This is a genomic window from Sphingomonas sp. Leaf257 (assembly GCF_001422185.1).
GTDB lineage: Bacteria > Pseudomonadota > Alphaproteobacteria > Sphingomonadales > Sphingomonadaceae > Sphingomonas > Sphingomonas yabuuchiae.
Genome location: NZ_LMMH01000034.1, coordinates 214,260 through 239,894 on the forward strand (window position 1 = coordinate 214,260; position 25,635 = coordinate 239,894).

27 protein-coding genes and 1 tRNA gene are annotated in these 25,635 nt (G+C 66.1%); 13 read left to right on the plus strand and 15 right to left on the minus strand.

The features are described 5' to 3' along the window. Nucleotides 1-14 precede the first annotated feature (14 nt). Nucleotides 15-377: a DUF6481 family protein gene (locus tag ASF14_RS16755; protein WP_056438408.1), complete on the plus strand. Its 363-nt coding sequence runs from the start codon at nucleotides 15-17 to the stop codon at nucleotides 375-377. Further along, nucleotides 374-1,045 carry a spermidine synthase gene (locus ASF14_RS16760; RefSeq protein WP_056437671.1) on the plus strand — a complete coding sequence of 224 codons (672 nt, stop codon included), beginning with the start codon at nucleotides 374-376 and terminating at the stop codon, nucleotides 1,043-1,045. The genes ASF14_RS16755 and ASF14_RS16760 overlap by 4 nt, the downstream gene beginning before the upstream one ends. Before the next feature lie 115 nt (nucleotides 1,046-1,160). Here the strand turns inward: ASF14_RS16760 and ASF14_RS20980 are convergent, their stop codons facing one another. From ASF14_RS20980 to ASF14_RS16785, 6 genes are all read right to left on the minus strand, one after another. Then, nucleotides 1,161-1,337 carry a DUF4169 family protein gene (locus ASF14_RS20980; protein ID WP_082442303.1) on the minus strand — a complete coding sequence of 59 codons (177 nt, stop codon included), beginning with the start codon at nucleotides 1,335-1,337 and terminating at the stop codon, nucleotides 1,161-1,163. Further along, on the minus strand, nucleotides 1,337-2,716 hold the full coding sequence (locus tag ASF14_RS16765) for a phospholipase D-like domain-containing protein (protein ID WP_056438411.1): 1,380 nt from the start codon (nucleotides 2,714-2,716) through the stop codon (nucleotides 1,337-1,339). Before ASF14_RS16765 ends, ASF14_RS20980 begins: the two co-directional genes overlap by 1 nt. Nucleotides 2,717-2,870: 154 nt before the next feature. Beyond that, entirely contained in the window at nucleotides 2,871-3,905 is a 1,035-nt protein-coding gene (locus ASF14_RS16770) for a sulfate/molybdate ABC transporter ATP-binding protein (protein ID WP_056437674.1), read from the minus strand. Further along, nucleotides 3,902-4,747, minus strand: coding sequence for a sulfate ABC transporter permease subunit CysW (cysW, locus tag ASF14_RS16775; RefSeq protein ID WP_056438414.1), 846 nt, complete (start codon nucleotides 4,745-4,747; stop codon nucleotides 3,902-3,904). The genes ASF14_RS16770 and cysW overlap by 4 nt, the downstream gene beginning before the upstream one ends. Next, nucleotides 4,744-5,574 (minus strand): sulfate ABC transporter permease subunit CysT, encoded by an 831-nt coding sequence (gene cysT / locus ASF14_RS16780; RefSeq protein ID WP_269083254.1) that lies wholly within the window; start codon nucleotides 5,572-5,574, stop codon nucleotides 4,744-4,746. The genes cysW and cysT overlap by 4 nt, the downstream gene beginning before the upstream one ends. A gap of 5 nt (nucleotides 5,575-5,579) precedes the next feature. Then, the gene (locus tag ASF14_RS16785; protein WP_082442304.1) at nucleotides 5,580-6,611 is read right to left on the minus strand and encodes a sulfate ABC transporter substrate-binding protein; all 1,032 of its coding nucleotides are present in this window, start codon (nucleotides 6,609-6,611) and stop codon (nucleotides 5,580-5,582) included. A 208-nt stretch (nucleotides 6,612-6,819) separates the two neighbouring features. On the opposite strand from ASF14_RS16785, the gene ASF14_RS16790 reads away from it, so the two are divergent. Then, nucleotides 6,820-8,259 carry an NAD-dependent succinate-semialdehyde dehydrogenase gene (locus ASF14_RS16790; protein WP_056437681.1) on the plus strand — a complete coding sequence of 480 codons (1,440 nt, stop codon included), beginning with the start codon at nucleotides 6,820-6,822 and terminating at the stop codon, nucleotides 8,257-8,259. Between the two features lie 13 nt (nucleotides 8,260-8,272). Here the strand turns inward: ASF14_RS16790 and ASF14_RS16795 are convergent, their stop codons facing one another. Then, nucleotides 8,273-8,638: a winged helix-turn-helix transcriptional regulator gene (locus tag ASF14_RS16795; RefSeq protein ID WP_056437683.1), complete on the minus strand. Its 366-nt coding sequence runs from the start codon at nucleotides 8,636-8,638 to the stop codon at nucleotides 8,273-8,275. A 92-nt stretch (nucleotides 8,639-8,730) separates the two neighbouring features. Between ASF14_RS16795 and ASF14_RS16800 the strand changes: the two genes are divergently transcribed. Both ASF14_RS16800 and ASF14_RS16805 read left to right on the plus strand, forming a co-directional pair. Beyond that, nucleotides 8,731-9,339, plus strand: coding sequence for an NAD(P)-dependent oxidoreductase (locus tag ASF14_RS16800; RefSeq protein ID WP_056437686.1), 609 nt, complete (start codon nucleotides 8,731-8,733; stop codon nucleotides 9,337-9,339). 142 nt (nucleotides 9,340-9,481) lie between these two features. Beyond that, nucleotides 9,482-9,557 (plus strand) — tRNA-Lys (locus tag ASF14_RS16805). Between the two features lie 37 nt (nucleotides 9,558-9,594). Here the strand turns inward: ASF14_RS16805 and ASF14_RS21675 are convergent. From ASF14_RS21675 to ASF14_RS16815, 3 genes are all read right to left on the minus strand, one after another. Further along, nucleotides 9,595-9,996 (minus strand): hypothetical protein, encoded by a 402-nt coding sequence (locus tag ASF14_RS21675; RefSeq protein WP_156361266.1) that lies wholly within the window; start codon nucleotides 9,994-9,996, stop codon nucleotides 9,595-9,597. 157 nt (nucleotides 9,997-10,153) lie between these two features. After that, nucleotides 10,154-11,737, minus strand: a complete 1,584-nt coding sequence (locus ASF14_RS16810) for a S10 family peptidase (RefSeq protein ID WP_082442327.1) — start codon at nucleotides 11,735-11,737, stop codon at nucleotides 10,154-10,156. A 429-nt stretch (nucleotides 11,738-12,166) separates the two neighbouring features. Further along, nucleotides 12,167-14,752, minus strand: a complete 2,586-nt coding sequence (locus ASF14_RS16815) for a M1 family metallopeptidase (protein ID WP_056437692.1) — start codon at nucleotides 14,750-14,752, stop codon at nucleotides 12,167-12,169. Nucleotides 14,753-14,887: 135 nt separating this feature from the next. On the opposite strand from ASF14_RS16815, the gene ASF14_RS16820 reads away from it, so the two are divergent. Further along, the gene (locus tag ASF14_RS16820) at nucleotides 14,888-15,880 is read left to right on the plus strand and encodes an NAD(P)H-dependent flavin oxidoreductase (RefSeq protein ID WP_201780614.1); all 993 of its coding nucleotides are present in this window, start codon (nucleotides 14,888-14,890) and stop codon (nucleotides 15,878-15,880) included. Between the two features lie 130 nt (nucleotides 15,881-16,010). Here ASF14_RS16820 and ASF14_RS16825 read toward each other — a convergent pair whose 3' ends face one another. Next, nucleotides 16,011-16,472 (minus strand): DUF1465 family protein, encoded by a 462-nt coding sequence (locus tag ASF14_RS16825; RefSeq protein ID WP_056437695.1) that lies wholly within the window; start codon nucleotides 16,470-16,472, stop codon nucleotides 16,011-16,013. A gap of 90 nt (nucleotides 16,473-16,562) precedes the next feature. Next, nucleotides 16,563-16,760 (minus strand): YdcH family protein, encoded by a 198-nt coding sequence (locus tag ASF14_RS16830; RefSeq protein WP_056437698.1) that lies wholly within the window; start codon nucleotides 16,758-16,760, stop codon nucleotides 16,563-16,565. A gap of 205 nt (nucleotides 16,761-16,965) precedes the next feature. On the opposite strand from ASF14_RS16830, the gene ASF14_RS20985 reads away from it, so the two are divergent. After that, the gene (locus ASF14_RS20985) at nucleotides 16,966-17,121 is read left to right on the plus strand and encodes a YdcH family protein (RefSeq protein WP_076716590.1); all 156 of its coding nucleotides are present in this window, start codon (nucleotides 16,966-16,968) and stop codon (nucleotides 17,119-17,121) included. Between the two features lie 91 nt (nucleotides 17,122-17,212). On the opposite strand, the gene ASF14_RS16835 is transcribed toward ASF14_RS20985, so the two are convergent. Beyond that, the gene (locus ASF14_RS16835) at nucleotides 17,213-17,578 is read right to left on the minus strand and encodes a PilZ domain-containing protein (protein WP_236697114.1); all 366 of its coding nucleotides are present in this window, start codon (nucleotides 17,576-17,578) and stop codon (nucleotides 17,213-17,215) included. Nucleotides 17,579-17,814: 236 nt separating this feature from the next. Continuing rightward, entirely contained in the window at nucleotides 17,815-18,276 is a 462-nt protein-coding gene (gene dksA, locus ASF14_RS16840; RefSeq protein WP_056437704.1) for an RNA polymerase-binding protein DksA, read from the minus strand. A 469-nt stretch (nucleotides 18,277-18,745) separates the two neighbouring features. Between dksA and ASF14_RS21680 the strand changes: the two genes are divergently transcribed. Further along, nucleotides 18,746-19,807: a hypothetical protein gene (locus ASF14_RS21680; RefSeq protein ID WP_236697133.1), complete on the plus strand. Its 1,062-nt coding sequence runs from the start codon at nucleotides 18,746-18,748 to the stop codon at nucleotides 19,805-19,807. Nucleotides 19,808-19,828: 21 nt separating this feature from the next. Here ASF14_RS21680 and ASF14_RS16855 read toward each other — a convergent pair whose 3' ends face one another. Next, nucleotides 19,829-20,344 carry a host attachment family protein gene (locus ASF14_RS16855; RefSeq protein WP_056437714.1) on the minus strand — a complete coding sequence of 172 codons (516 nt, stop codon included), beginning with the start codon at nucleotides 20,342-20,344 and terminating at the stop codon, nucleotides 19,829-19,831. Between the two features lie 89 nt (nucleotides 20,345-20,433). Between ASF14_RS16855 and serS the strand changes: the two genes are divergently transcribed. The 5 genes from serS (at nucleotide 20,434) to tyrS (ending at nucleotide 25,541) form a co-directional block, all read left to right on the plus strand. Further along, complete coding sequence (gene serS / locus ASF14_RS16860) at nucleotides 20,434-21,711, plus strand: serine--tRNA ligase (protein WP_056437717.1); 1,278 nt, start codon at nucleotides 20,434-20,436, stop codon at nucleotides 21,709-21,711. Next, nucleotides 21,711-22,475 carry a 5'/3'-nucleotidase SurE gene (gene surE, locus ASF14_RS16865; RefSeq protein WP_056437720.1) on the plus strand — a complete coding sequence of 255 codons (765 nt, stop codon included), beginning with the start codon at nucleotides 21,711-21,713 and terminating at the stop codon, nucleotides 22,473-22,475. Before serS ends, surE begins: the two co-directional genes overlap by 1 nt. A gap of 119 nt (nucleotides 22,476-22,594) precedes the next feature. Continuing rightward, nucleotides 22,595-23,749, plus strand: a complete 1,155-nt coding sequence (locus ASF14_RS16870; RefSeq protein ID WP_236697115.1) for a peptidoglycan DD-metalloendopeptidase family protein — start codon at nucleotides 22,595-22,597, stop codon at nucleotides 23,747-23,749. 110 nt (nucleotides 23,750-23,859) lie between these two features. Next, the gene (locus tag ASF14_RS22080) at nucleotides 23,860-24,258 is read left to right on the plus strand and encodes a hypothetical protein (protein ID WP_056437727.1); all 399 of its coding nucleotides are present in this window, start codon (nucleotides 23,860-23,862) and stop codon (nucleotides 24,256-24,258) included. Nucleotides 24,259-24,314: 56 nt separating this feature from the next. After that, on the plus strand, nucleotides 24,315-25,541 hold the full coding sequence (gene tyrS, locus ASF14_RS16880) for a tyrosine--tRNA ligase (protein ID WP_056437730.1): 1,227 nt from the start codon (nucleotides 24,315-24,317) through the stop codon (nucleotides 25,539-25,541). Nucleotides 25,542-25,635 lie beyond the last annotated feature (94 nt).

A 25,635-nucleotide genomic window follows, 5' to 3' on the forward strand; every position in this document is an offset into this window, starting at 1 on the left:
AGGATGAAGGATTGATGGCAGGATATAAGGTTCCCGGTTTCGCCGATCGCGCATCGGCTTCGCGCGATGCAAAGGCCGCCGCGCTGGAAAAGCTGCGCAACAAGGCGGCGCCCGACCCCGAGGTCGTCGCAGCCCGCGCCGCCGCCCGCGCGGCCAAGGAAGCCGCCGAGGCCGAGCGCCGCGCCGCCCACAAGGCCGCGATCGAGCAGGAAAAGGCCGCCCGTGAGGAAGCCCGCGCCAAGGCGAAGGCCGAGGCCGAGGCCGCCGCAGAGGCTGCTGCCGCCGCCGCGCGGCCGCCGGTGGTCCCGACCGCCGCCGAGCTGAAGGCCGCACGCGACGCACGCTACGCCGCACGCAAGGCGCGCCAGGGCAAATGACCCCGCGCGAGCTGCTGGGCATCGCCGAGGTGCCGGGTGGCGAGCCCCTGCGGCTGTTCCGCCGGGGCAAGGACTTCATGATCGTGCTCGATCGCAACGAGCTGATGAGCACGCGCATGAGCGGCTCGGAAGTGGCGCTGGGTACGATGACCTGCGATCGGCTGGGCGGGCGCAGCGCGCCGCATCTGCTGATAGGCGGCTATGGCATGGGCTTTACCTTGCGCGCCGTACTGGCCCGGCTGGGCCGCGATGCGCGGGTGACGGTGGCCGAGCTGGTCCCCGGCATCATCGAATGGGCCCGCGGACCGATGGTCGAACTGACCGCCGGGTGCCTGGACGATCCGCGCGTAACGCTGGCGATGGGCGATGTCGGCAATGCGATCTATGCGGGGCGCGGCACCTATGACGCGATCCTGCTCGACGTCGACAATGGCCCCGACGGGCTGACCCGCCCGGCCAATGACGGGCTCTATTCGAACCGGGGACTGGACGAGGCGCGTATGGCGCTGCGTCCCGGCGGCGTGCTGGCCATCTGGTCGGCCGCGCCCGACCCGGTCTTTACCCGACGGCTGTCGCGTGCGGGCTTCCTGGTCGACGAGGTCAAGGTCCGCGCCCGCGAGAATGGCAAGGGCGCGACCCACACCATCTGGTTCGCGACGCCGCGCTGAGAACGCAACGCCGCCCTCACCCTTCCCACCCGCTTAGGCGGGCGGGCCCCTTCCCTCTCCCGATGGGAGAGGGAGGGAGGCGCGAAGCGCCGGAAGGGTGAGGGTGTTCGGCAGATCAATCCTCCCGCTTGGCACCGTCCAGCTCTTTGCGAACCCGATCCTGCTCCACCGCATCCCGCCGCTTCTCGGCCTTGGTCCGTCCGAACCGCACGCGGTTCTCCGCCGCCTGCTGTTCGGCGGCCTTGCGGACCAAGCCCTTGCGCGCCTGACGGAAGTTGACGACCTCCCCCATCAGTGCCGCCGGAGCCGCCGGAACAGTCCCTTGCGCTGGCTGAACGCCTCGAACATCTCGTCCGGCCCCTCGGGGTCGAGCACTTCATTGTCCGCCAGCCATTCCTCGACGCTCGACAGGTCCGGCACCTCATAAGGGCGCAGGCTCCGCCCTGCCTTCCCACGCAGCGCCTCGACCGCGGCGATCAACGAACCGGTGCGGGCAACGGCATCGCCGACCAGCCTGGGCGCGATGCCCAGATGCTCGCCCAGCAGGTCGTCCCGGATCGCCGCGATCCGCCGCCCGGCGGGGCTGTCCGCCTCGACCGCGATCGCCAGGTCGCACTCGGTATCCAGCCGCATGGATCGATTGTTCAAGTTCGACGAGCCCAGCCGGAAGACCTGGTCGTCGGAGATCAGGATTTTGGCATGGCAATAGATCGCCTCGCCGCCGGCGGTGAAGGGATGATACAGCCGCAGCCGCCCATGCCGGTCGCGCCGCCGCAACGCCTCGACGAGCCGGGCGCGGGCGGTGTCCATCGCGATGGGCTCCAGCCAGCCTTGCGCGGTCAGCGGGTTGATGATGACGAATTCCGGGCCATTCTCTTCGTCAAGCCGCCGGGCAATCGCCTCGGCCACCCGGCGGGAGGCGAAATACTGGCTCTCGATATACACATAGCGCTCGGCCCGCGCGATCTGGGCGAGGAACAACGCCTCATTCTCGTGAACCGGGGTTTGATCGTCCATCTCCGGCATGGTGCGGGCGATGGCCACCGGCTGGTTGGTGAAGTCGGGCTCCAATCCTTCCGGCCAGCAGCTTGCGCCCGGCACGGCAGGCCCCATCGGCTTGCCGCCCGCCGCATGCCAGCGTTCCCGGAACAGCTCGCCCAGCGCGTGCGTCACCGGGCCTTCCACCGCGCTGATCGCGTCGTGCCAGGGCTTGTAGGGCTGGCCGCCGGGCCGCTTGCGACCGGGATCGTCATCGCGATGCTCGCGCGTGTCCCAGCGCTCGCTGGTCATGTCGATGCCGCCGCAAAAGGCGAGTTGGTCGTCGATGATGACGATCTTCTGGTGATGCGAGGCGGCGATCGGATGATGGCCGTCCAGCTTGGTATGGATGCGCTTGTGCGCCATCCACTTCAGGACGGTGAAGAAGGTCCGCCCCCGAAACAGCGACTTGATCGCGCCGGTGTCCCAGCGGAGCAGGAAAATCTCCAGCTCGGGCTGGCGCTGGACGAGCGAGTAGATGAAGTCGCCGACCGTCTCACCGGGTGCCTCGTCATGATCCAGGACGATGCGCGCGTCGAAGTCCCAGCCGATCAGCAGAATCTGCCGTCGCGCATTCAGCATCGCGCGGCGGGCCATCCGGAAATATTCCTCCGCATCGACGATGACTGCCATGCGATCGGCCTGCTCGATCCGCCAGCATTCCTGTCCGACCTTCAACGACGATCTCCCCTGTTGACGTCCGCGTCATGCCCCGACGACCCGGCACTGGCAAATGCCGAAACGGCCAATTCCCGCAAAAGGTCAGGAGATCGAACGCGAAAAGGGATCAGAAAATGCGATAGCGGACCGGGCGGATCGACAGCGATTGTCCCGCAGTTGCTTCCTCCGCGACGGGCAAGTCGAAGGTCAAGGGCTCGGCGATACCGGCAAGCTCGGCCGTGATCCGGCGGGACCGACCAATGGGGCGGCTCGCCAATATGGTGACGGGGAGCGCGTCGGCGGCGCCCGGCCCGGCCAGCTCGACATCGTGCGGGCGGATATGGATTTCGCCCCCGCCCTGCCCGCGCGCTTCGTCGGGCACGGTCGCCAGCCCGTCGCCGATAACGGCCGCGCCATCCCGCCGCGTGACGGGCAACCGGTTGGTCTCGCCGATGAACGACGACACGAAGGCGGTGGCAGGTGCACTCTGCACCTCGGCGGGCGTGCCGATCTGCTCGATCACGCCGCCACGCATCACGACGATGCGGTCGGCGATTTCCAGCGCCTCTTCCTGGTCGTGCGTCACGAAGATCGAGGTTAGCCCCGTCTCGTCATGGATGCGCCGGAGCCAGCCACGCAAGTCCTTGCGCACCTGCGCATCGAGTGCGCCGAACGGCTCGTCGAGCAGCAACAGGCGCGGCTCGATGGCGAGCGCGCGGGCCAGTGCCACGCGCTGACGCTGGCCGCCCGACAGCTGCGCGGGGTAACGATCGCCCAGTTGCGGCAATTGGATCAATTCCAGCAGCTCTGCGACCTTCTTGGCGATCGCGGCCTTGGCGGGCCTGTCGCGCCGTTTGCGCACCGTCAGGCCGAAGGCGATGTTGTCGGCGACGGTCATGTGGCGGAACAGCGCGTAATTCTGGAACACGAAGCCGATGCGGCGCTCGGCGGCGGGCGTGCCGGTCATGTCCTGTCCGTCGAACAGGACATGACCCTCATCCGCAAAGTCCAGCCCGGCGATGGTCCGCAACAGCGTGGTCTTGCCCGACCCCGAGGGGCCGAGCAGCGCCAGGAACTCGCCGGGCCTGGTTTCCAGCGTCACGCGGTCCAGCGCGGTGAACCCGCCGAAGCGGCGGGAGATATTGTCGACGACGATGCTCAATGCGCGGCTCCCGCCCGGTCGATGCCGAAACGCCATTCCAGCACGGTCTTCACTCCCAAGGTCACCAGCGCGAGCGAGGCGAGCAGAGACGCCACCGCGAACGCGCCGACAAAGTCATATTCATTGTACAGGATTTCGACGTGCAGTGGCATGGTGTTGGTCAGCCCCCGGATATGCCCCGACACCACCGACACCGCGCCGAACTCGCCCATCGCGCGGGCGTTGCAGAGCAGCACCCCGTAAAGCAGCCCCCAGCGGATATTGGGGAGCGTGACATGCCAGAAAATCTGCCAGCCATTCGCGCCCAGCGAGCGCGCCGCTTCCTCGTCATCGCGGCCCTGCTCGGCCATCAGCGGGATCAGTTCGCGCGCCACGAAGGGGAAGGTCACGAACACCGTCGCCAGCACGATGCCGGGCACCGCGAAGATGATCCGCACCCCATGCTCGGTCAGCCACGGCCCCAGCCATCCTTGCGCCCCGAACAGCAGGACGAAGATGAGGCCGGAAACCACCGGCGACACCGAAAAAGGCAAATCGATCAGGGAGATGAGCAGGCTTTTTCCACGGAAATCGAACTTGGCGATGGCCCAGGACGCCGCCACCCCAAACACCGCGTTGATCGGCACCGAGATGGCCGCCACCAGCAATGTCAGGCGGATCGCCGCGAGCGCATCCGGGTCGACCAGCGCGTCGAAGAAGACGCTCCATCCCTTCGCAAGAGCGCCCGCGAAGACCATGACCAAAGGCAGGAACAGGAACAACGCCAGAAAGAGAAAACCGACACCGATCAGCGCCCGCCGCGCCCAGGGGCTTTCGATGGTCGTAGGGTTGGAGTTGCTCATCGCGTCCCCCGCTTGGCGCGCCACGCCTGGAGCAGATTGACGAACAGCAGCATCGCGAAGGACAGGACCAGCATCACACAGGCGATGGCGGTCGCTCCGTTATAATCGAACTGCTCCAACTGGGTGATGATCAACAGCGGCGCGATCTCTGACTTGAAGGGCATGTTGCCCGCGATGAAGATGATCGATCCATATTCCCCCACCCCCCGTGCAAAGGCGAGTGCGAAGCCGGTCAGCAAAGCTGGGGCAATGGCGGGCAGGATCACCCGGCCAAAGGTCTGCATGCGAGAGGCCCCGAGCGTCGCGGCGGCCTCCTCCACGTCGCGACCCAGGTCAGCAAGTACTGGTTGGACCGAGCGAACAATGAACGGCAAACCAATGAAAACAAGGGCAATGGTTACCCCCATGGGCGTATAGGCGACCTTGATCCCGAGCGGCGCGAGCAGCGACCCGACCCAGCCATTTTCCGAATAGAGCGACACCAGCGCGATGCCCGCCACCGCCGTCGGCAACGCGAACGGCAGGTCCACCGCCGCATCGATCAGCTTCTTGCCCGGAAACTCATAGCGGACAAGGATCCAGGCGATGAGCAGCCCGAACACCGCATTGATCGCCGCCGCCGCCAGCGCCGCGCCGAAACTCAACCGATAGGCGGCCAGCGCGCGCGGTGACAGCCCGACTTCGGCAAAGCCCTCCCAGCCCATGCCCGCCGCCCGGATGACGAGCGCCGACAACGGGACCAGCACCACCAGCCCCAGCCAGAAGATGGTCATGCCCATGGTCAGGCCGAAGCCCGGCAGCGCCGAGCGGCGCTTCCTCCGCAACACCGTGATCAGCGCCGCTTGGCCTGGCCGCCATAAATGGCGTCGAACACCCCGCCATCCGCGAAGAACCGCTTCTGCGCTGCCGCCCAGCCGCCGAAGTCCTGGATCGTCACCATGTCCAGCTTCGGGAAGGTGGCGGCGTGCTTGGCCAGCACCGCCTGATCGCGCGGGCGATAGAAGTTACGCGCGGCGATCTCCTGGCCTTGCGGCGTGTAGAGGAACTTCAGATATTCGGTCGCGACCTGTTCGGTACCATGCGCCTTGGCATTGGCGTCGACGACCGCGACCGGCGGTTCGGCCAGGATCGAGATGGAGGGCACCACGATGTCGAACTTGCCCGCGCCCAGTTCCTTTTCGGACAGCAAAGCCTCATTTTCCCAGGCGATCAGCACATCGCCCAGCCCCCGCTCGACAAAGGTCGTCGTCGCCCCGCGCGCGCCTGAGTCCAGCACGGGCACATGGGCATAGAGGTCGGCGACATATTTCTGCGCCGCCGCGTCCGAACCGCCTGCCTTCTTGCCATAGGCCCAGGCCGCCAGGAAGTTCCACCGCGCGCCGCCGCTCGTCTTCGGGCTCGGCGTGATGACCTGCACGCCCGGCTTTACCAGATCGGCCCAGTCGCGAATGCCCTTCGGGTTACCTTTGCGGACCAGGAACACGATGGTCGAGGTATAGGGCGCGCTATTGTCGGGCAGACGGCTCTGCCAGTTGGCGGGCATCAGCTTGGCCCGCTCGGCGATCGCGTCGATGTCATAGGCCAGCGCCAGCGTCACCACATCGGCAGACAGCCCGTCGATCACCGAGCGCGACTGCTTGCCCGACCCGCCATGGCTCATGCGGAACGACACGGTCTTGCCGGTCTTGGCCTGATAATCCTTGGCGAAGGCGGCGTTGACGTCCTTGTACAGCTCACGCGTCGGATCGTAGCTGACGTTCAGCAGCTCGACCGAGCCCTTGCCGTTGCCCCCGCCCGAACAGCCGGACAGACCGACCGTACCGATCATCAATGCGGCCATCATGGCCGGAAATGGTGCTCGCATCTGGATCCGTCCCTTTCGTTTCGGCGCGTAACCTATCTCGATCCCCCCGATAGGAAATGCCGTAAAGCTTGGGACGCACAAAGCCCTGCTTTTGCTCCCTCGATCCTGACAGAAGCTCGGTTTGACCCTGCCCGGCCTTGTATCGGCGGGGCACAAGGCCGATCTCCGGCCCGCATTCGACCCCCTTACCCTTTCCGAAAGGACCCATATGACCGCCCAGCAAGTTGATGTAAAAACCGGCCTTTATATCGGCGGCGAGTGGCTGGGGCCGGAGGGGCGCGATACCCAGGCGGTGTTGAACCCGGCGACCGGCCAGTCGCTGGGCGAGCTGCCGCTGGCGACCGCCGCCGACATGGACCGCGCGCTGGAGGCCGCCGCGCGCGGCTTCGAGCAGTGGCGTAAAGTCGCGCCGCAGGAGCGCGCCGCCGTTCTCCATCGCACCGCCGCCCTGGTCCGCGAGCGCGCCGAGGAGCTGGCGCGACTCGCGACGCTGGAGGAAGGCAAGCCGATCGTCGAGGCGCGCGGCGAAGTCGCCGCGACCGCCGCGCTGCTCGATTTCCATGCAGGGGAAGCGGTACGCATCTATGGGCGCGTCCTGCCGCGTCCCACCGGCACCCGCTCGCTGGTGCTGCACCAGCCGGTCGGCCCGGTCGCGGCCTTCTGTGCCTGGAACTTCCCCGTGATGAACCCGGTGCGCAAGATTTCGCCCGCCATTGCGGCGGGTTGCTCGGTCATCCTCAAGCCCAGCGAGGAAACCCCCGCCAGCGCCATCGCGATCATGCGCTGCTTCCAGGATGCGGGCCTGCCCGGCGATGTCGCGCAGCTGGTCTTCGGCGTACCCGATGCGGTGTCGCGCCACCTGCTCGCCTCCCCGGTCACCCGCAAGCTCAGCTTCACCGGGTCGGTCCCGGTCGGCAAGCACCTGCTGAAGCTCGCCGCCGATACGGTGATGAAGTCGACCATGGAGTTGGGCGGTCATGGCCCGGTGCTCGTCTTCGACGATTGCGATCTCGACAAGACGCTCGACCTGCTTGTCACACACAAATTCCGCAATGCGGGCCAGGTCTGCGTCGCCCCCACCCGCTTCCATGTGCAGGAGGGAATTTACGAGCGCTTCGCCAAGGGCTTTGCCGAACGCGCCGCCGCCCTGAAGATCGGGGACGGCCTATCGAATGATACGCAGATGGGGCCGATGGCCAATCCCCGCCGCCCGCAAGCGATCGGCGCGATGATCGAGGACGCCGTGCGGAACGGCGCGCGCAAGCTGACCGGCGGCGAAGCCAAAGGCGGGGACGGCTTCTTCTTCTCGCCCACCGTGCTCGCCGATGTCTCGCTCGACGCGCAGGCGATGAACGAAGAGCCGTTTGGCCCGATCGCGCTGATCCGCCCCTTCGCCTCCACCGAGGACGCGATCACCGAGGCCAACCGCCTGCCCTTCGGCCTGGGCGCATATTGCTTCACCGAGAATGGCCGCCGCCAGAACCAACTGGCCGACGAGATCGAGGCGGGCATGGTCGCGATCAATACCGTCCGTCTCAGCTGGGGCGATGCGCCCTTTGGCGGGGTCAAGGAAAGCGGCTATGGCTCGGAAGACGGGCCCGAGGGCATCGCCAACCACATGATCACCAAGGCGGTTCACATCGCCTGATAAAAGAACGGGGTCAGGCCCGCGCGCGATAGGCCGCGCGGGCTGCCTCCACTTGCGGCTGATGCGTGTCCGCCCAGCCGATCAGCGCCCGCATCGGCACCAGGAACGACCGGCCCAGATCGGTCAGGCTATACTCCACCCGTGGTGGCACCTCCGCATAGACCGTCCGCTCGACGAACCCGTCCTCCTCGAGCCGCCGCAGCGTGCGCGACAGCATCTGTTTCGATACATCGCCGATCCGCCGCAACAAGACGTTGAACCGCAACGCCTCCGGCTCCAGCGCGGCGAGGACCAGCAGGCTCCACTGATCGCCGATCCTGTCCAGCACGTCGCGGATCGGGCATCCCCCCTCCCCGCTCAACGCCATGGTCACATCCATGTGACCTGGTCCCTTTGAAATGACGTCTTGTTGTGCGGCGGCGCTCTGCATAGCTCTACGGTCTATAAAGTGGACCGTGGAAAGGAAAGACTATGAAGATCGCCCTGATTGGAGCCTCGGGTAATGCAGGCTCGCGCATCCTGTGGGAATTGTCAGATCGCGGCCATGCCGTGACCGCCATCGCGCGCAATACCAACCGGATTGCCGCCCTGCCCGGCGTCGCCCCGGCCTCGGGAGATGTGAGTGCGCCGGATTCGCTGACCGAGACGCTGCGCGGGCATGACGCGGTTGTCAGTTCGGTCCACTTCGCAAATACTGACGCGGTTGGTCTGATCGGCACCGTCCGCGCGTCGGGCGTGAAGCGTTACCTCGTCGTCGGCGGTGCGGGCAGCCTGGAGGTTGCGCCCGGCCAGCGCCTGATCGACCAGCCGGATTTCCCGGACGCGTACAAGGCAGAGGCGAGCGCCGGCGCCGAATTCCTCGACCTGCTGCGCGGCGTCCAGGACCTGGAATGGACCTTCCTCTCCCCCTCCGCGATGTTCGTCCCCGGTGAGCGGACCGGCCAATTCCGGCTCGGCACCGACACGCTTCTGTCGAACGAGCAGGGCAGCAGCATCTCGTTCGAGGACTATGCCATCGCGCTGGCCGACGAAATCGAGCAGCCCCGCCACATCCGCCAGCGCTTTACGGTCGGTTATTGAGGGACTTGCGCCGTCGTGGCTGGACACGTGACCCCGACTGCCAAAAAAATGTCAAAAACCCCCTTGGCAGGTCGGACATGCCCGGCTAATAGCCGCCCCACCAGACGGGGACACGCTCCCCGCCATGCCGCAGACCGGCATCGGACGCATAGCTCAGTTGGTAGAGCAGCTGACTCTTAATCAGCGGGTCCTTGGTTCGAGCCCAAGTGCGTCCACCATTCAATCAAAAAATTGCGAAAGAGCGATTTCGCGAAGTCAGTAAATTCCACGATTTAAACGCTCGGTTAAGCGAGCCATACCTTCGGCAGATCGTTGATGTTGATCGTCTTCTAACGTCATTGGCTCGTCTACAGGCTCGATCGCGTAGATTGCGACGCCATCAAAACGCTCGTTACAAACGGGGCATCTAACCTTACGCGGCGAGTTGTCTTTGACGGTAAATGTCAGGCGTCCATCTCTTAATTCGCATGTAGGGCAGACCGGCAGGCCCGTAGGCTGGCCGCTATCATCAGCCTTATACTTGAAGCCGCCGCGCCCCATGACAAGCAACGCTTGACCTGCAAGCGTTGCCTTCAACCGTTCAAACTCAGCATCTTTTTCTAATGCCGCCTCTCGCGCTGCCACCAACTCGAGGCGAGCATCGCTTAGCGCAGTCATGAGCTCGGCAATCTGGACCTTATAGGCCGCAGCGTCCCAGCCCTTCTCTACGGCTCGAAGCCCTTTTGGCTACATCAAGAGCCTGCCCGACGGCAGCAATCGCTTCCATGATCGGCATAACATCTCCCGCACATGACCATTAAAAGCTACAGGTCGATCACTGGCCCGAATTATTAGGCCTAGAGGCCCCCTGCCCCGAAGGCGGCACTGGTGGCGTCGGCGACTTCGCATCGCTCACCGCTTCGTCATACCAGCGCGACAGATCGGCCTTCATACTCCGTAGCGCATCGGGGTTGAGGTAGGTCATGTGCCCGGCCGGGTAATAGGTGAAGCGCAGATTGGCCTGCTGCGCGGGCTCCAGCATCATATGGCCCAGATCATTCTCGGTGCCGAAGAACGGGGTCGCCATGTCGTAATAACCGTTCATCGACAGCACCTTCAGATACGGGTTCGCCCGCATCGCGGCGCCGAGGTCGATCGCGGTGTTGGGGTTGTTCTGCGACCCGTCGGGCGACTTGTGCTTCCAATTCCAGGTCCAGCCCGCCGCGTCGCGCGCCGACAGGCGATAGGGCAGATCGGTCTTGTAGCCGAGCGTCGACTGCAGATAGTCCTGGAAGGATGCGATATAAGCCCCTGAGATCGCGTCCGAAGAGGCGTCCGTCTCCGGCCGCTCGCCCGCCGCGTCGGTGTCGATGCCGAGGTAACGCGAGTCGAACCGACCGACCGTGCGCGCCGACCCGCGCAGCAATTCCTTCTGGAAACGCGGCAGGTCGATGCGCAGGTTCGCGCGCTTGATATAGTCGGGCGAGATGCCGATCAGGCGGCTCATCTGTTCGGCGATCTGGTCGCGCTCCTGCGGCGAAATACTCTGACCCTTGGCCAGCGCCGACATATACGGGCCGACCGCAAAGGCACGCGCCTGCGCCACCACGGTCGCGACATCGGCAGGGCGATCGGCCAGGCGATTGTGATACCAGGCGGTCGCGGCATAGCTGGGCAGGTAATTGAGATAGACCTGATCCAGCCCCGGCTGGCGATAGCCGTAGTTCATGATCGAGCTGAGCAGCACGACGCCGTTCAGCGCCATGCCCTTTTCCTGCAACTGATAGGCCAGCGCGCCCGAGCGCAGCGTGCCATAGCTTTCGCCGAGCAGGAATTTCGGGCTCATCCAGCGGCCATATTTGGTGACGTAACGCTGGATCGCGCCCGCAAAGACGTCGACATCCTCGTCGACGCCGTAGAATTGCGCGGGCTTCATATCGCCCAGCGGCCGCGAATAACCGGTGCCGATCGCGTCGAGGAACACCAGGTCGGTCTTGTCGAGCAGCGAGTCCGGGTTCGGTCCGACATCATAGGGCGCGGGCCGCACGAACTCCGGGCTGGTGGTGCGGATGCGGATCGGCGCGAACGAGCCCATGCGCAGCCAGAAGGACGGCGATCCCGGCCCGCCATTATAGAGGAACGTCACAGGCCGCTTGGTGCCGGGCTTAGTACCGTCGAGCGTATAGGCGGTGTAGAACATCGAGGCGGTCGGCTTGCCCTCGATATCCCGCACGGTCAGCGTGCCCGCCGAGGCGACATAGGGATAAGCGCGGCCATTGATCGTCACGCTGTCGCGGTGGCGGACCTCGGTTTCCTCCAGCGGCGCGCGCGCCCAGGCGGCCTCCGCCTCGGCCTTGGCGGCTTCGTGATGCGGAGCCTTCTTCTCCCCCTCTTCCTGTGCGGCGAGCGGCGCGGTCATGGCGGTGGCGGCGAGGAGGAGGGTTAGGCTGTTGCGGATCACGAAGGGCTCACGAGATAGGTGACGGGGCCGTCATCGTTTCGTGTTTCGCCATGGGAAGCAAGAGGTTGAAGGTGCGTGGGGTGATTATCATACGCGCCGTCCAGCCCAAATGTGCTCGAAGGCCATAGTTATGGCCCTGATCCAGACTGTTCCCCGGCGAAGGCCGGGGTCCAGTTTCCACTTCGGTGCGATGGCGCGGTGAACTGCGTGGGAGGCAAATGGGCACGGATCGCCTGAGCCTCCCACTCGTCGCCTTCATTCCCTATCGGCGTCACCGGAACTGGACCCCGGCCTTTGCCGGGGAACAGAGGGGTTTGGGTTCTTCGTTGGTCTTCGCTTTCGATCAGGCTGGGCTGGCGGGGACACTGCCCCCGCCAGCCTCTTACATCAGCGCGCCAGCCAGGTCTGGACGGCGGGCTTCAGGCGATCCGCCACCGCCTTGCGCACCGCGATTTGCGAGATCGACCGCTTGGCCCCGCCGCGCGAGCCCTCGGGCAGGTTGGCGTTGGCCCAGGCCTCGATCTTGCCGGGCATGGCGGGATCGTTCGAACCCGCGCCGAGCCCGACGATGAAGGTCGCGCGGTTGCTCTCCTCCAGGAAGCTGTCGACCAGCGGCTTGTTCTGCACCGCCCAGTCGAACGCCATGTCGGGATGCGCCCCCGCGATCGAGCGGAGCAGCGCGGCACGCTGCGGCGGGGTGAAAGTGTTGTCCTTCAATACGCTCAGCGCACGGCGTGCCGCGGCATCGTCCTCGGCATAACCGAGCAGCGAGACATAGCGGTTCTTGACCACCGGATTGCGCTCGGCTTTGGCCAGTTCGTACAGCCGGTCCCATTCGTCCGCCGTCGCGCGGGTGGCATAGGTCGCCAGGATCGGCTGGCGGATGGCGCCCGGAATGGCATTGGGGTTCCTGGCAAGCGCGGTGACATAGCCCCGTGCGCGCGCCGCGACCATCGCATCGCCGCTGGTGCCCAACTGCCCGATCAACGTCTCGCGCAGGTTGGAGACGAGCGCACCATCCTCCGGCTTGGGCTCGAACCCGATCCGCGCCAGCACCGGCGACAGGATCGCCGCCGTCCGCGCACGCAGCGGCGTTTCGAGCGGCGTGCCTTCATAAAGGCCGTTCAGCCGCGCCAGCTCACCAGCGACCGCCTGCCATTCCAGCGGATCGGCCTCGGGCTTTACCTGCGCCATCAGGTCGAACCAGCGGCTCAGATCCTGATAACCGCCCGCCGCCAGCGCATAATCGTCGCCCAGCGTCCCGAGACGATCGTTCAGGGCCAGCTTGGCATAATCGCGCACGATCGCGGCATGGCCCGCATCGTCATACATGACGCGCGTATAGGAGCCCTTGCCCTGGTTCAGCACCAGCGTGCCGCAACCGCCGACCGTCACCGGGGCGGGTGCCGCGCCGGTGACGATGGCCGTCCTCTCGGCCCCGCCGATGGTCGCCACGCGGATCGGCACATGCCAGGTCTGGGCCGCCTTCGACGTCTCATCCAGACCGAACCGACCCTGGGTCAGCGTCGCGACGGTCTTGCCACCCTCGCAGCGTGTGCCCTGCAGCGTGATCAGCGGAACGCCGCCCTGCAACGTGAAGTCATGCGCGATGGTCGCGACATTGGTGCCCGATGCCTTGGACAGCTCCTCCCAGAGCTGGTCGGTCACCGTGTTCTGGTACTTGTACTTGGCCATATAGGCGCGGATGCCCTTGCGGAACGTATCGGCGCCCAGCGTCGATTCGAGCATCCCGATCACCGCCTGTCCCTTTAGATAGGTGATGCTGTCAAAGGACTCGCCGATCTGGTCGACCGTCTCGACCTTGCGGATGATCGGGTGGGTGGCGCTGGTCGCGTCGATGCTCATCGCCGATTCGCGCTCGCCCGACACGGCGGCCGCCGCCGCTTCCCAAGCCGGGTTCAGGTCGTTGCTGGCCTTGCCCTCCATCCACGAGGCGAACCCTTCGTTCAGCCACAGATCGTCCCACCAGCGCATGGTGACGAGGTCGCCGAACCACTGGTGCGCCATTTCATGCGCGACGACGGTGTGGATACGCTGGCGGTTGCTCTCGCTCATGACCTGCGGATTAAAGAGCAGCTCGTTCTCGAAATAGAAGATCGCACCCCAATTCTCCATCGCGCCGAAGAACTGGCTGGAGCCCGGCCCCGCGATCATGTCCATCTTGGGCAGCGGATAGGGCGTGCCGAAATAATCATTATAATAGCTCAGCAGCTTGGTCGCGGCGCCCAACGAATAGTCGCCCTGGTCGACCACGCCCTTGCGGCTGACCACACCGATCTGGACGCCGTTCGCGTCCACCGTCTTGCGGTCCAGATTGCCCGAGCCGAAGAACAGCAGATAGCTGGACATCACCGGCGTCTCGCCAAAGCGATAGAGCTGGCTGCCGTCGGCTTGCGTCGTCACGGTTTCGGCGGGCATGTTGCTGATCGCGCGCTGCCCCTTGGGCGCGGTGGCGGTCAGGCGGAACTTCGCCTTGAAGGCGGGTTCGTCCCACATCGGCGCGAAACGGCGCGCGTCGGGCGCCTCGAACTGGGTCGCCAGCATCCGGTCGGTGGAGCCATCGGCATTGGTATAGTCGATCGCGAACAGGCCATTGGCCGAACGGTTGATCGTCCCCGTCCACGCAAAGCCGACCTTGTGCCGCCCGACGCTCGCCGCCTGCGGCAGGGTGAGGGTCAGAGTCTGGGCGGCCTTGTCAGCCACGAAGGGCACCGGCTTCCCGTCGAAGGTCGCGCGCGTCACGGTCAGCTCGGCGGCGTTCAGCACGATGGTGGCGGTGGCCTGTTTCACATCGACATCGACGGTCTCCTCGCCGTTGAAGGTCAGCGCCTTCGCATCGGGACGGACGGTGATGTCGTACAGGACCGGTGCGACGGTCTGGGGCAGCTGGCCCGCCGCCAGCGCCGGGGTGGAAACGGTCAGGGCCAACAGGACCGATAGGGCGGACTTCATCGCAAGCAGGGCCTTTCAATGGGAATACGCAAATCTCTAAGCCCTGTCCGCCCCAAAGCAAATGACGGTCATGTAATAATATTGCACAGACCTTGTCTGTCTGGACAGGCCTTACGCTTACGTTATCGTAAAGCCATGAGCCTGCCCCCTGCCCTGAGTCGTCCGCCCCTGAACCGTCTGGCGCTGCCTGTGATCGGGTCGCCGCTGTTCATCATCTCCAACCCGGATCTGGTCATCGCCCAGTGTAAGGCGGGGATCGTCGGCTCGTTTCCGGCGCTGAATGCGCGACCCGCCAGCCTGCTCGACGAATGGCTGCACCGGATCACCGAGGAACTGGCGGCGCATGACCGGGCGAATCCCGATCGGCCCGCCGCACCCTTTGCGGTCAACCAGATCGTACACCGCTCCAACGATCGGCTGGAGGCCGACCTGACGGTCTGCGCCAAGTGGAAGGTGCCGATCGTCATCACCTCGCTGGGCGCGCGGGAGGATGTGAATGCGGGCGTCCACAATTGGGGCGGGATCACGCTGCATGACGTGATCGACGACCGCTTCGCGCGCAAGGCGGTGGAAAAAGGCGCGGACGGGCTGATCGCGGTGGCGGCGGGAGCGGGCGGCCATGCGGGGCGGCTGTCGCCCTTTGCGCTGGTGCAGGAAATCCGCAGCTGGTTCGAAGGCCCGCTGGCGCTGGCAGGATCGATCGCGACCGGCGACGCGATCCTGGCGGCGCAGGCCATGGGAGCGGACTTCGCCTATATCGGCTCGCCCTTCATCGCCACGGCCGAGGCCAATGCGGCGGAGGCCTATAAGCAGGCGGTGGTCGAAGGGCGCGCGAGCGACATCGTCTATTCCAGCCTGTTTACCGGTGTGCACGGCAATTACCTGCGCGCCTCGATCGTCGCGGCGGGCCTCGACCCGGACAATCTGCCCGAAGGCGATGTGTCGACGATGAACTTCGGCGGCGGCCAGGCGGCCAAGGCCTGGCGCGACATCTGGGGCGCGGGACAAGGCATCGGCGCGGTCGACCGTATCGTACCGGCGGCCGAGCGGGTCGCGGAGCTTCGCCGTCAATATGAGGCGGCGCGGCAGAGATTGTCGCTTGCCTCTTATTCTTCCCCCGCAAGGTGAGGAGTCGGGGCATAGCCCAGACGGAGGGGGGCACTCCTGGCGAAGGCGGGGGTGTCCTCGCCAGCGGTGACACCCCTCTACCATGCTGCGCAAGGTCCCCTCCCACCTGTGGGGAAGGAATGGCGCCCGACTAGAACGCCCTACCCAACCTCGCATGCAAAGCCTGCACGGGGCTGGCGGCCCGGGCGTCTTCACCGGCCATGGCATCGAGCCGCTCGACCCGGCGGTGCAGGTCCAGGCTCGCCTGGGTCAGCCGCCGCGCCGGTTCGGGCAAGGCGGCAAGCTGCGCTTCGTCGGTATCCGGCGAAGCCCCCAGGCGCCGAACCGGCTGCCGCGCCTCCGCCCAGTCCATTTCACCGGCTTCGACCGCGCGCTGGGTCAGCACCCATGCGATGACGTGCATCAGCCGCGTCGTCACCTTTAGCGACTCGCAGGAAGAGGCGACCCGCACCACCGGATCCAGCCCATCGCGCTGGTCACGGCCGATCCCGTCGAAATAGCCACGCGCCGCCTCGGCCAGGGCCATGGCCTCGACATACAGGCCGTCGATCAGCTTGGCATGGAAGGGGGATTGGGACGTGGTGGAAGCCATGGCCTCTGGCTCGCACGACATTCGCGCCCGGAACAAGACGAGGTTCGGCGCGGGCTGTCCCGATACGAAGCGGTCCGGCCGCCTGGATCGTCAGGCGATGATGTCGGGGATCAGCCGGTCTTCCAACTCGGCCAGTTCATCGCGCAGCCGCAATTTGCGCTTTTTCAACCGCGCGATCTGCAACTGGTCGGGGGTCGTGGATTGCAGCAGCGCCGCGATCGCGTCGTCCAGGTCGCGATGCTCGGTTCGCAACATGTCGATCCGCGCGCGTGCCAGCGTGACGTCCATCCTGCTCCCCCTTTGCGACCGGCGCGGAAGGAAGCCCGACACCGGTCCCGCTCCTCTAGCAAGCCCGAAGGCGCGCGGCGAGAGGCCGCAACACGTCATCGCGCCAAATACCTCATCCGGTCGATTCTGACGAAAATGGATGAGGACAGACGATGATTTTGGTGTTTTACTCAGTCCCCCAAGCAATGACAGGAGGTTGAAGCCCATGCATACGGCGCATCAAACGGCCCTGGAGACCAAGCACGCCACGCTCGACCGGCGAATCAGCGCCGAATCACAGCGTCCCGTGCCAGACGCGCTGATCCTGGCGGATCTCAAGAAGCAGAAGCTAAGACTGAAAGAAGAGATCCAAGGCCTATAGCCTGGACGCGGCCGCGCGGGTCAACCGACCCGCCGCGGCCCATGTCGGGGGCACGCACCGCCCGACACCCAACCCTAATATTCTTGCCCCATTAGTAATGAAACGGCTTGGTCTTCAAGCCCGTCGCAGGCTTTGCATATTCCGGCGTCGATGCGCCCCCGCCAACCGGCTTGCGGACGAGCGTCGGATCAATCTGGTGGTCGAAGGCGACACCCACCCGCCCCTGGGTGCACCAGGCGATCCGCCCCGACACCAGACCGACACCCCGCAGGTCGAGCGATACGGCCGTGCCGATTTCGACCGAAATGGGCAGTTCTGCCATCAGGCCACCCTCAGAAATATTGCGGACGCGCACGTCACGGGGCGCGGCTTCGTCGCCCAGCGTCATCTGCGCCATCAGCAACAGGCTGTCGCGCCGTCCGGCCCGGTCGCTGCGTTCCAGTTCGTCTTCAGCCATTTCCGACCCATTTGCGGGAACGCGATTCGTCATGTCCATGATGTTCGCCCCCGCTTAACCGTTACCAATCGCGCGACCATGCGATACGCATCGTCACGTTGCCAACCCCTTAATGAAAGCGGTTCCAGACATCTGTCGACGAACGGGACACGTCTTTTGCGTTCGCACCCGCATTGCGCATGCCGAAGCCCGTACCGGCGCCCGGCCTACATCGACCGGAGCACCAAGCCGATTCGTCAATCGTCGCGCGAGACCTTCTCGTTCCGCTCGTGACGCTCCTGCGCCTCGACCGTCATCGTCGCGATCGGCCGCGCCTCCAGCCGACCCAGGCTGATCGGTTCGCCGGTGACTTCGCAATAGCCATATTCACCCTCCTCGATCCGACGCAGCGCGGCGTCGATCTTGGAGATCAGCTTGCGCTGGCGGTCACGGGTGCGAAGTTCGATCGACCAGTCGGTTTCGCTCGACGCGCGGTCGGTCAGATCGGGTTCGCGCAGCGAGTCGATCTGAAGCTGGGACAGCGTACCCTGCGCCTCGCACTGGATCGCTTCCTTCCAGGCGATCAGCTTGCGGCGGAAATAGGCCTGCTGCTTCAGGTTCATGAAAGGCTCGTCCGCCGAGGGACGATAATTCTCGTCGATATCGTTGGCCGCATCCGGGCCGGTGGATTCCGTCACGCGATTAAACACCGTCGCCATACCACTCTCCCAAAGGGCCCGTCGGTGCGACGTTCGGCACCGTGTCCTCGGGGCCGCCCCCTGATGGTCGAGAGCGCCTATAATCGGTGCCACCGTCTGCCGCAAGCGACCGGCGTTTCATCGTGTTGCCAATTTCTATAATAAAGTTGCGACGTTAACCTGGCATGGACGAATTGGTGCCATTATGGTCAGTTTACAGACCCGATCATCGAATCCTGGCTGTCGCCGAGCCGTCCATGCCCCTAGAATATGCGCCGTTCAGCTGGCGAATCCCAAAGCTAGACGCGGACTGCCAATAATGGGTTTGACCTTAAGCCTTTGTTGGTCACTGTGATGACAGAAGCGCTGAAAAGGTTGCGGATGGGCGGTCGGGTGGCGATGCCGGAACCATCACCCGGTTTGAAGCCTTGGTCCGGTCCCGTGTCGTTGCGGGCCTGAACCGTTTGAGGATAAGACGATGTCTGTGCGAATGGCCTTGGCAAAACTGACGGCCTGTGCCGCTGGCGGCGCCGTGATCGGCGGCGGGGCCGTCCACATGGTCGATCGTCCCGAGCGCCCGGCGCTGGTCAAGCAGACCAAGGTCAAGAAGCGCATCGTGCACCATCGCCCGCTGCCCGCGCGGCGGCATGCCGTCACGCGGACGACCACGACCACCACGACGCCCCCTCCGACGATCGTGACCGTCACGACGCAGGAACCGCCGGTTCCCGTCCCCCTGCCCGCCATCGCACCATCGGTCGCGCCGGGCGGCGGCTATGTCCCCGCCGTCATCGGCGGCTGGGGTGGCGGTTTCGGCGGGGGCTGGGGCGGTGGCCTTGGCGGCGGGTTCGGGTTCGGCGGCGGCTTCGGCGGCGGTGGCGGATCGAGCGGCAGCATCGTGATCTCCTCGACCAGCAGCGGCGGATCGACCTCGTCGGCATCGGGCGGGTCCGGCGGATCGGGTGGTTCGTCCACCTCGTCGGCCTCCGGGGGCTCGGGCGGATCGTCCACCTCGACCGGCGGCGTCAGCAGCACCTCGTCCAGCGGCAATGTGTCCAGCACATCGTCTTCGGGCAACGTGTCGAGCACCTCCTCGACCGGCGGCTCTTCCACCTCTTCGGGGAACGTATCGTCGACGTCGTCGACCGGCGGCTCGTCGACCTCCTCGGGCAACGTGTCGTCCACCTCGTCGACCGGTGGTTCCTCCACCTCGTCGGGCAATGTTTCGTCGACCAGTTCGTCCTCGGGCGACGTCAGTTCGTCGAGTGCGTCCAGCACCTCTTCGGCGTCGTCGGCATCGTCCGCCTCCTCGGCTTCGTCGAGCGGCTATGCGTCGAGCAGCAGCGGCTGGTCGTCCAACGGCTCGTCGGCCAGCTCGGCCTCCAGCGCGTCGTCGGCGTCGAGCGCCTCCTCGGCCAGCAGCGCCTCGTCCTCGGGCGGTGACACGCCGCCCCCGACGCCGGTGCCCGCCCCGCCGATGGTGCTGCTGTTCGGCAGCGCAGCGGCAGCGCTGGTCATCCGGCGACGACTGGCCAAGCCCAAAACGGCCTGATCCGTCGCCGCCGGGCGGCATTCACGCCTTTTGCAGCGCGGCCTCGATCTCGGGCACCGGATGCCCGGTCAAATCCTTGGCCAGTTCGCCGACCAGACGATCCTCGACCGACTTGTGATAATGTTTGCGCAACTCGCCCAGCGTCTTGGGCGGGGCGACGACGATCAGCGACTCGAACTCGTTGGCGAGTGCGCGGCGCTTGAGCATCTCGGCGGTCTCGGCGGCGAAGCGATCCTCTTCCTGCTGATGGAAGTCGGTCTCGCCCATCGTGCCGCGCGACGCGGCGAACTGCGCACCCTGGCCGCCGCCACCCGCCTGGTTCGATCCGCCCTGCGCGATCGGCGGCGCACCCGCGCCGCTTTGGGTAGAGGATGCCGCCCCGGCACTGTCCGTCTTCTGGTCGCGATCCGCCGGATTGGGATGTTCGACCGCGTGTTCTACGATCAGATTGGGATAGTCGGCATCCCCCTCGTTTCGAAAGAACAGGCTCTTGCGGCCATCGACGACCAGCACGAAGCTGTTATGCGGCACCTGCATCGCGTTTCTCCTTCTATGAGCCCGGGGATAACGCGGACGCTTCGCCACGGGTTGCGTGACGGCGGAGCGAACGCCATAGCCTCGGCCCCATGCACGACATTCGCCTGATCCGGGACGACCCCGCCGCCTTCGACGCCGCCCTCGCCAAGCGGGGTGCGGAACCCCAGGCCGATACGCTGATCGCGATCGACGAGCGCCGCCGCGCCGTCATCGCCGAGGCGCAAGATGCGCAGACCCGCCGCAACGACCTGTCCAAGCAGATCGGCCAGGCCAAGGCGTCCAAGGACGAGGCGCGCGCCCAAGCCCTGATGGACGAGGTCGCCGCGCTGAAGGCCAAGCTCCCGGAGCTGGAGGAGCAGGAGCGTGGCGTCGAGGCCGAGCTGAACACCGCACTCGCCGCCATTCCCAACCTGCCCGCCGCCGATGTGCCGGAAGGAGCGGACGAGAATGACAATGCGCTGGTCCACCAGAAGGGGAGCCCCGCGACCTTCGCCTTCGAGGCGCGCGAGCATGACGCGATCGCGCCTGCGCTGGGCATGGATTTCGAAACCGGCGTGGCGCTGTCGGGTGCGCGCTTCACGCTGCTGCGCGGCCCCATGGCGCGGCTGTCGCGCGCACTCGGCCAGTTCATGCTCGACCGGATGACCGAGGAAAACGGCTTCGAACTGGTCCAGCCGCCCTTGCTGGTCCGCGACGAAGCCGCCTTCGGCACCGGCCAGTTGCCCAAATTCGCCGAGGACCTGTTCCGCACCACTGATGGCCGCTGGCTGATCCCGACGGCGGAAGTTTCGCTGACCAACATCGTGCGCGAGGCGATCCTGAGCGAGGCGGAACTGCCGCTGCGCTTCACCGCGCTGACCCCCTGTTTCCGTTCGGAAGCGGGTGCGGCCGGGCGCGACACGCGCGGCCTGATCCGCCAGCACCAGTTCGACAAGGTCGAGATGGTGTCGATCACCACTCCTGACCAGTCGGATGCCGAGCATGAGCGGATGACCGCCTGTGCCGAGGGCGTGTTGGAGGCCCTTAGCCTTCCCTATCGCCGGATGCTGTTGTGCACCGGCGACATGGGTTTCTCGGCGGCGCGCACCTATGACCTGGAGGTCTGGCTTCCCGGACAGGCGCGCTATCGCGAGATTTCGTCCTGTTCGACCTGCACCGATTTCCAGGCGCGGCGGATGATGGCGCGCTATCGCCCCACCGAAGGCAAGGGCACCCGCTTCGTCCATACGCTCAACGGCTCGGGGCTGGCGGTCGGCCGTACGCTGGTCGCCGTCATCGAGAATTACCAGCAGGCCGACGGCTCGGTCGTCGTGCCCGAGGTGCTGCGCCCCTATCTGGGCGGGCAAGCGGTGCTGGAGCCGCGCTGATGCGCATCCTGCTCACCAATGACGATGGCTATCACGCGCCGGGGCTCGCCGCCCTGGAGCGGATCGCGGCGACGCTGTCGGACGATGTCTGGATCGTGGCGCCCGCCGAGGACCAGTCGGGGACCAGCCGTTCGCTGACCCTGACCCGGCCGATGCGGCTGCGGCAATTTGGTGAGCGGCGCTTTGCGGTGACGGGCACGCCGACCGACTCGGTGCTGATGGCGCTGGGCGAGGTGATGAAGGACGCCAAGCCCGACCTGATCCTGTCAGGCGTCAATCGCGGTGCCAATCTGGGCGAGGATGTCTTCTATTCGGGTACGGTATCGGCCGCGATGGAAGGGGCGATGGCCGGCATCCGCTCGATCGCGCTCAGCCAGCGTTATCCGACGCAGGGGGTCGGCGACCAGGTCTCCTTCGCCACGGCCGAAGCCTGGGGGGAGCGGGTGCTGCGCCCGCTGCTCGACCTGGACTTTGCGGCGCGAACGCTGATCAACGTCAACTTTCCGCCGGTCGCGCCGGACGCGGTCAAGGGCATCCGTATCGCGCGCCAGGGCCTGCGCGACTATGGCCGGGCACGGTTCGAGAAGCGGGCCGATCCGCGCGGCTATGACTATTACTGGCTGGCGCTGGGCCGCCTGCCGCATCGGCCGGGCGCGGACAGCGATCTCGACGCCATCGCCGCCGATCACATCGCGGTAACGCCTTTGCAACTCGACCTGACGCATGAACCCTCATTCGTTATGCTTAACGAAGCCTATCGCTAAGCGGATCACGAAACGGCTTTCTGGGGGACGTGGGGTTGGATCGGACATCGGTTGCCATCGGGCGGATCTTGGGGCTGGGGCTGCTCGTATCGGGCTGCATTCCAAATATGGAGCCTCCCATGCGCGCCGCCGAGCCGGTCGCACCTCCTGCTCCAGTCGTCACCGCGCCGCCACAGGCCAGCCCGGTGACGCGGCCTGCCCCCGTCACCCCTGTCTCCCGACCCGGTTCCACGCGCCCGGCCATCCGCCGCTCGGTGCCCGTCACCACTGCCCGCCCTGCCCGGCGCCCGCCGGTTGCAGCACCTGTCGTCCAGCGGTCGGTTCCCGTTACGACACCGACCGCGCCCGTATCCTCGCTGCCCGCCCCGCGCCCCCCCTGGGAAGTGCGCCCCGTCGCGCCCGACGCGCGCGAAATCGCGGAGAGCGTCTATGTCGTGAAGCCCGGCGACACGCTGCGCGCCGTGGCGGATCGCGCAGGGGCCGGTTCGGAAGTCATCGCGCGTGCCAACGGGCTGGCCCCGCCCTTCATGATCCGCGCGGGCCAGCGCCTGACCATTCCCGGCGGCCGCTATCACCTGGTCCGCTCGGGCGAGAGCGGCATCGCCATCGCGCGGGCTTATGGCGTTTCATGGTCGCGGATCGTCGATGCCAATGCGCTCAGCGAACCCTATGTCCTGCGCGCCGGACAGCGGATCCTGATCCCCGGCACGGCTCCTGGCGCCACCCCGCTCAGCAGCGCTGCCGAGCGCGCCGCCGCCTTCAAGCTCGACGTGGACGACATCCTGACCGGCGGCGAGCCCGCGCTCGCCAGCAACCAGGAACCGGCCAAGCCCAGCGCGACGCCGCGCCGCGTCCTGCCGCCGACCGCTGTGGTCGCGGCCCCCGCGCGGCTGCGCTCGGGCTTTGCCTGGCCGGTCGACGGCCGCGTCGTGAAGCGGTTCGGCGCGGGCTCCAGCGGCGAGCGCAACGACGGGATCAAGATCGCGGCGCCGGTCGGCACGCCGATCAAGGCGACGGCGGACGGCGTGGTCGCCTATGTCGGTGACGGGATCGCGGCGCTGGGCGGGCTGGTCATCGTCAAGCATGGCGACGGCTGGACCAGCGTCTATGGCCATGCATCGAAGCTGATAGTCCAGCGCGGCCAGAGCGTGAAGCGTGGCCAGACGCTGGCGCTGTCCGGACAAACGGGCTTTGCCGACCGTCCCGAACTGCATTTCGAGCTGCGCCGGGGCCGCACCCCCGTCGATCCGCTCAGCCAGCTGCCCAGGCCATGACCCATGCCTGCTTTATGAACGCTGCCTAACGGGTGGTTCAGGATTCGGAACGCCACGACCTGCCATAGGTTGAAAACGAACACGGGGCCGTTGCCCCTGGGAGTTGGCGTATGAAGAAGATGTTCCATGTTCTGGCGGCGATCGGCCTGTCCGTAACGGGCGTCGCTGCGACGACGGTCCTGCCGGTGGCGAGTGCCGAAGCGCAGTCCTGGCGCGGTGACGATGGGCCCCGCAATGACCGGGACCGGCGCGATCGTCGCGACTGGCGCGAGGATCGCCGCGACTGGCGGGGCGAACGGCGCGGCTGGCGTGACGACCGGGGCTGGCGCAGCAACGACTGGCGCGCTCGCCGCGAAGCCCGCGTGGCACGTGAATATGACCGGGCGCGCCGCACCCCCGGCTATGTCGATCCGCGCTCGCAGGGCGACTATACCAACTATACCGGCCGCGGCTCGGGCTATCGCCCCTGCAACTATGTCGAGCGTAACGGACGGACCGTCTGTCGCTGATCTCCCAATGCCTTTGGGGTGACGAACGCGGATCGGCGGTGTAACGGCCAGTCATCATGGCATACACTTCCGATCTGCTTCGCACCCTGGATGAACGGGGTTACGTCCACCAGATGACCGACGGCGCCGCACTGGACCGTCTGGCCGCAGGCGGCGTGGTGCCGGGTTATATCGGTTTCGACCCGACCGCGCCGTCATTGCATGTCGGCAGCCTGGTGCAGATCATGCTCCTTCGCCGGATGCAGCAGACCGGCCACAAGCCGATCGTCCTGATGGGCGGCGGCACCGGCAAGATCGGCGACCCCAGCTTCAAGGACGAGGCGCGCAAGCTGCTCGGCGAGGACGGGATCAAGGCCAATGTCGCCTCGATCAAGCGTATCTTCGAACGCTTCCTGACCTTCGGTGACGGCCCGACCGATGCGGTCATGGTCGACAATGCCGACTGGCTCGACAAGCTGGAATATATCCCCTTCCTGCGCGAAGTGGGTCAGCATTTCTCGGTCAATCGGATGCTGTCGTTCGATTCGGTGAAGCTGCGCCTCGATCGTGAACAGTCGCTCAGCTTCCTAGAATTCAATTACATGATCCTCCAGGCCTATGACTTCCGCGAACTGGCGCAGCGTCATGGCTGCCGGTTGCAGATGGGCGGGTCGGACCAGTGGGGCAATATCGTCAACGGCATCGAGCTGGCCCGGCGCATGGACGGGACGGAAGTGTTCGGCGTCACCACCCCGCTGATCACCACGGCGGACGGCGGCAAGATGGGCAAGACGATGGCGGGTGCGGTCTGGCTGCACGAGGACCAGCTGCCGCATTTCGATTACTGGCAATTCTGGCGCAACACCGACGATCGTGACGTCGGACGTTTGCTGCGCCTGTTCACCGACCTGCCGCTGGACGAGATCGCGCGGCTGGAGGCACTGGAAGGCGCGGAGATCAACGAGGCCAAGAAGATCCTCGCCAACGAAGCCACCGCCATGTGCCGTGGCCGCGCGGCGGCGGACGAAGCGGCCGAGACAGCGCGTCGGACCTTCGAGGAAGGTGCGGCGGGTGCGGCGTTGCCAAGCTTTGCGGTCGAGGGCGGGTCGGTTTCCATCGTCGACGCGCTGATCGGGCTGGGCTTTGCCAAGTCCAAGGGCGAGGCACGGCGGCTGATTGCGGGCGGCGGCGCGCGGGTGGATGGCGAGAAGGTGGCGGATGAGAATGCCGTCATCGCCGTTCAGGGCGAGCCGGTGAAGATTTCGTCGGGCAAGAAGAACCACGGATTGCTGACGGCGGGGTAATTCCCGTGGCCTTCGACTTCGGCGCTATGCGCCGAAGTTTATCCTGAGCGGCTGGCTTGCCAGCCAGCCGAAGGGCTCAGGCTGAACGGGGTTG

Excerpts from the sequence above, each read along its gene's own strand:
- ASF14_RS16820 (WP_201780614.1), top strand. The coding sequence starts at position 14,888 with ATGAGCCTGCCCCCTGCCCTGAGTCGTCCGCCCCTGAACCGTCTGGCG.
- ASF14_RS16815 (WP_056437692.1), bottom strand. The coding sequence starts at position 14,752 with ATGAAGTCCGCCCTATCGGTCCTGTTGGCCCTGACCGTTTCCACCCCG.
- ASF14_RS16765 (WP_056438411.1), bottom strand. The coding sequence starts at position 2,716 with ATGGCAGTCATCGTCGATGCGGAGGAATATTTCCGGATGGCCCGCCGC.
- ASF14_RS16785 (WP_082442304.1), bottom strand. The coding sequence starts at position 6,611 with ATGCGAGCACCATTTCCGGCCATGATGGCCGCATTGATGATCGGTACG.
- ASF14_RS16755 (WP_056438408.1), top strand. The coding sequence starts at position 15 with ATGGCAGGATATAAGGTTCCCGGTTTCGCCGATCGCGCATCGGCTTCG.
- tyrS (WP_056437730.1), top strand. The coding sequence starts at position 24,315 with ATGGCATACACTTCCGATCTGCTTCGCACCCTGGATGAACGGGGTTAC.
- ASF14_RS21675 (WP_156361266.1), bottom strand. The coding sequence starts at position 9,996 with ATGACTGCGCTAAGCGATGCTCGCCTCGAGTTGGTGGCAGCGCGAGAG.
- serS (WP_056437717.1), top strand. The coding sequence starts at position 20,434 with ATGCACGACATTCGCCTGATCCGGGACGACCCCGCCGCCTTCGACGCC.
- ASF14_RS16800 (WP_056437686.1), top strand. The coding sequence starts at position 8,731 with ATGAAGATCGCCCTGATTGGAGCCTCGGGTAATGCAGGCTCGCGCATC.
- ASF14_RS16760 (WP_056437671.1), top strand. The coding sequence starts at position 374 with ATGACCCCGCGCGAGCTGCTGGGCATCGCCGAGGTGCCGGGTGGCGAG.
- ASF14_RS16830 (WP_056437698.1), bottom strand. The coding sequence starts at position 16,760 with ATGGACGTCACGCTGGCACGCGCGCGGATCGACATGTTGCGAACCGAG.
- ASF14_RS16870 (WP_236697115.1), top strand. The coding sequence starts at position 22,595 with ATGCGCGCCGCCGAGCCGGTCGCACCTCCTGCTCCAGTCGTCACCGCG.
- ASF14_RS16810 (WP_082442327.1), bottom strand. The coding sequence starts at position 11,737 with ATGACCGCGCCGCTCGCCGCACAGGAAGAGGGGGAGAAGAAGGCTCCG.
- ASF14_RS16790 (WP_056437681.1), top strand. The coding sequence starts at position 6,820 with ATGACCGCCCAGCAAGTTGATGTAAAAACCGGCCTTTATATCGGCGGC.
- ASF14_RS16795 (WP_056437683.1), bottom strand. The coding sequence starts at position 8,638 with ATGGATGTGACCATGGCGTTGAGCGGGGAGGGGGGATGCCCGATCCGC.
- ASF14_RS21680 (WP_236697133.1), top strand. The coding sequence starts at position 18,746 with ATGGCCTTGGCAAAACTGACGGCCTGTGCCGCTGGCGGCGCCGTGATC.
- ASF14_RS16855 (WP_056437714.1), bottom strand. The coding sequence starts at position 20,344 with ATGCAGGTGCCGCATAACAGCTTCGTGCTGGTCGTCGATGGCCGCAAG.
- ASF14_RS16835 (WP_236697114.1), bottom strand. The coding sequence starts at position 17,578 with ATGGCTGAAGACGAACTGGAACGCAGCGACCGGGCCGGACGGCGCGAC.
- ASF14_RS20985 (WP_076716590.1), top strand. The coding sequence starts at position 16,966 with ATGCATACGGCGCATCAAACGGCCCTGGAGACCAAGCACGCCACGCTC.
- ASF14_RS16825 (WP_056437695.1), bottom strand. The coding sequence starts at position 16,472 with ATGGCTTCCACCACGTCCCAATCCCCCTTCCATGCCAAGCTGATCGAC.
- surE (WP_056437720.1), top strand. The coding sequence starts at position 21,711 with ATGCGCATCCTGCTCACCAATGACGATGGCTATCACGCGCCGGGGCTC.
- dksA (WP_056437704.1), bottom strand. The coding sequence starts at position 18,276 with ATGGCGACGGTGTTTAATCGCGTGACGGAATCCACCGGCCCGGATGCG.
- ASF14_RS20980 (WP_082442303.1), bottom strand. The coding sequence starts at position 1,337 with ATGGGGGAGGTCGTCAACTTCCGTCAGGCGCGCAAGGGCTTGGTCCGC.
- ASF14_RS22080 (WP_056437727.1), top strand. The coding sequence starts at position 23,860 with ATGAAGAAGATGTTCCATGTTCTGGCGGCGATCGGCCTGTCCGTAACG.
- cysW (WP_056438414.1), bottom strand. The coding sequence starts at position 4,747 with ATGAGCAACTCCAACCCTACGACCATCGAAAGCCCCTGGGCGCGGCGG.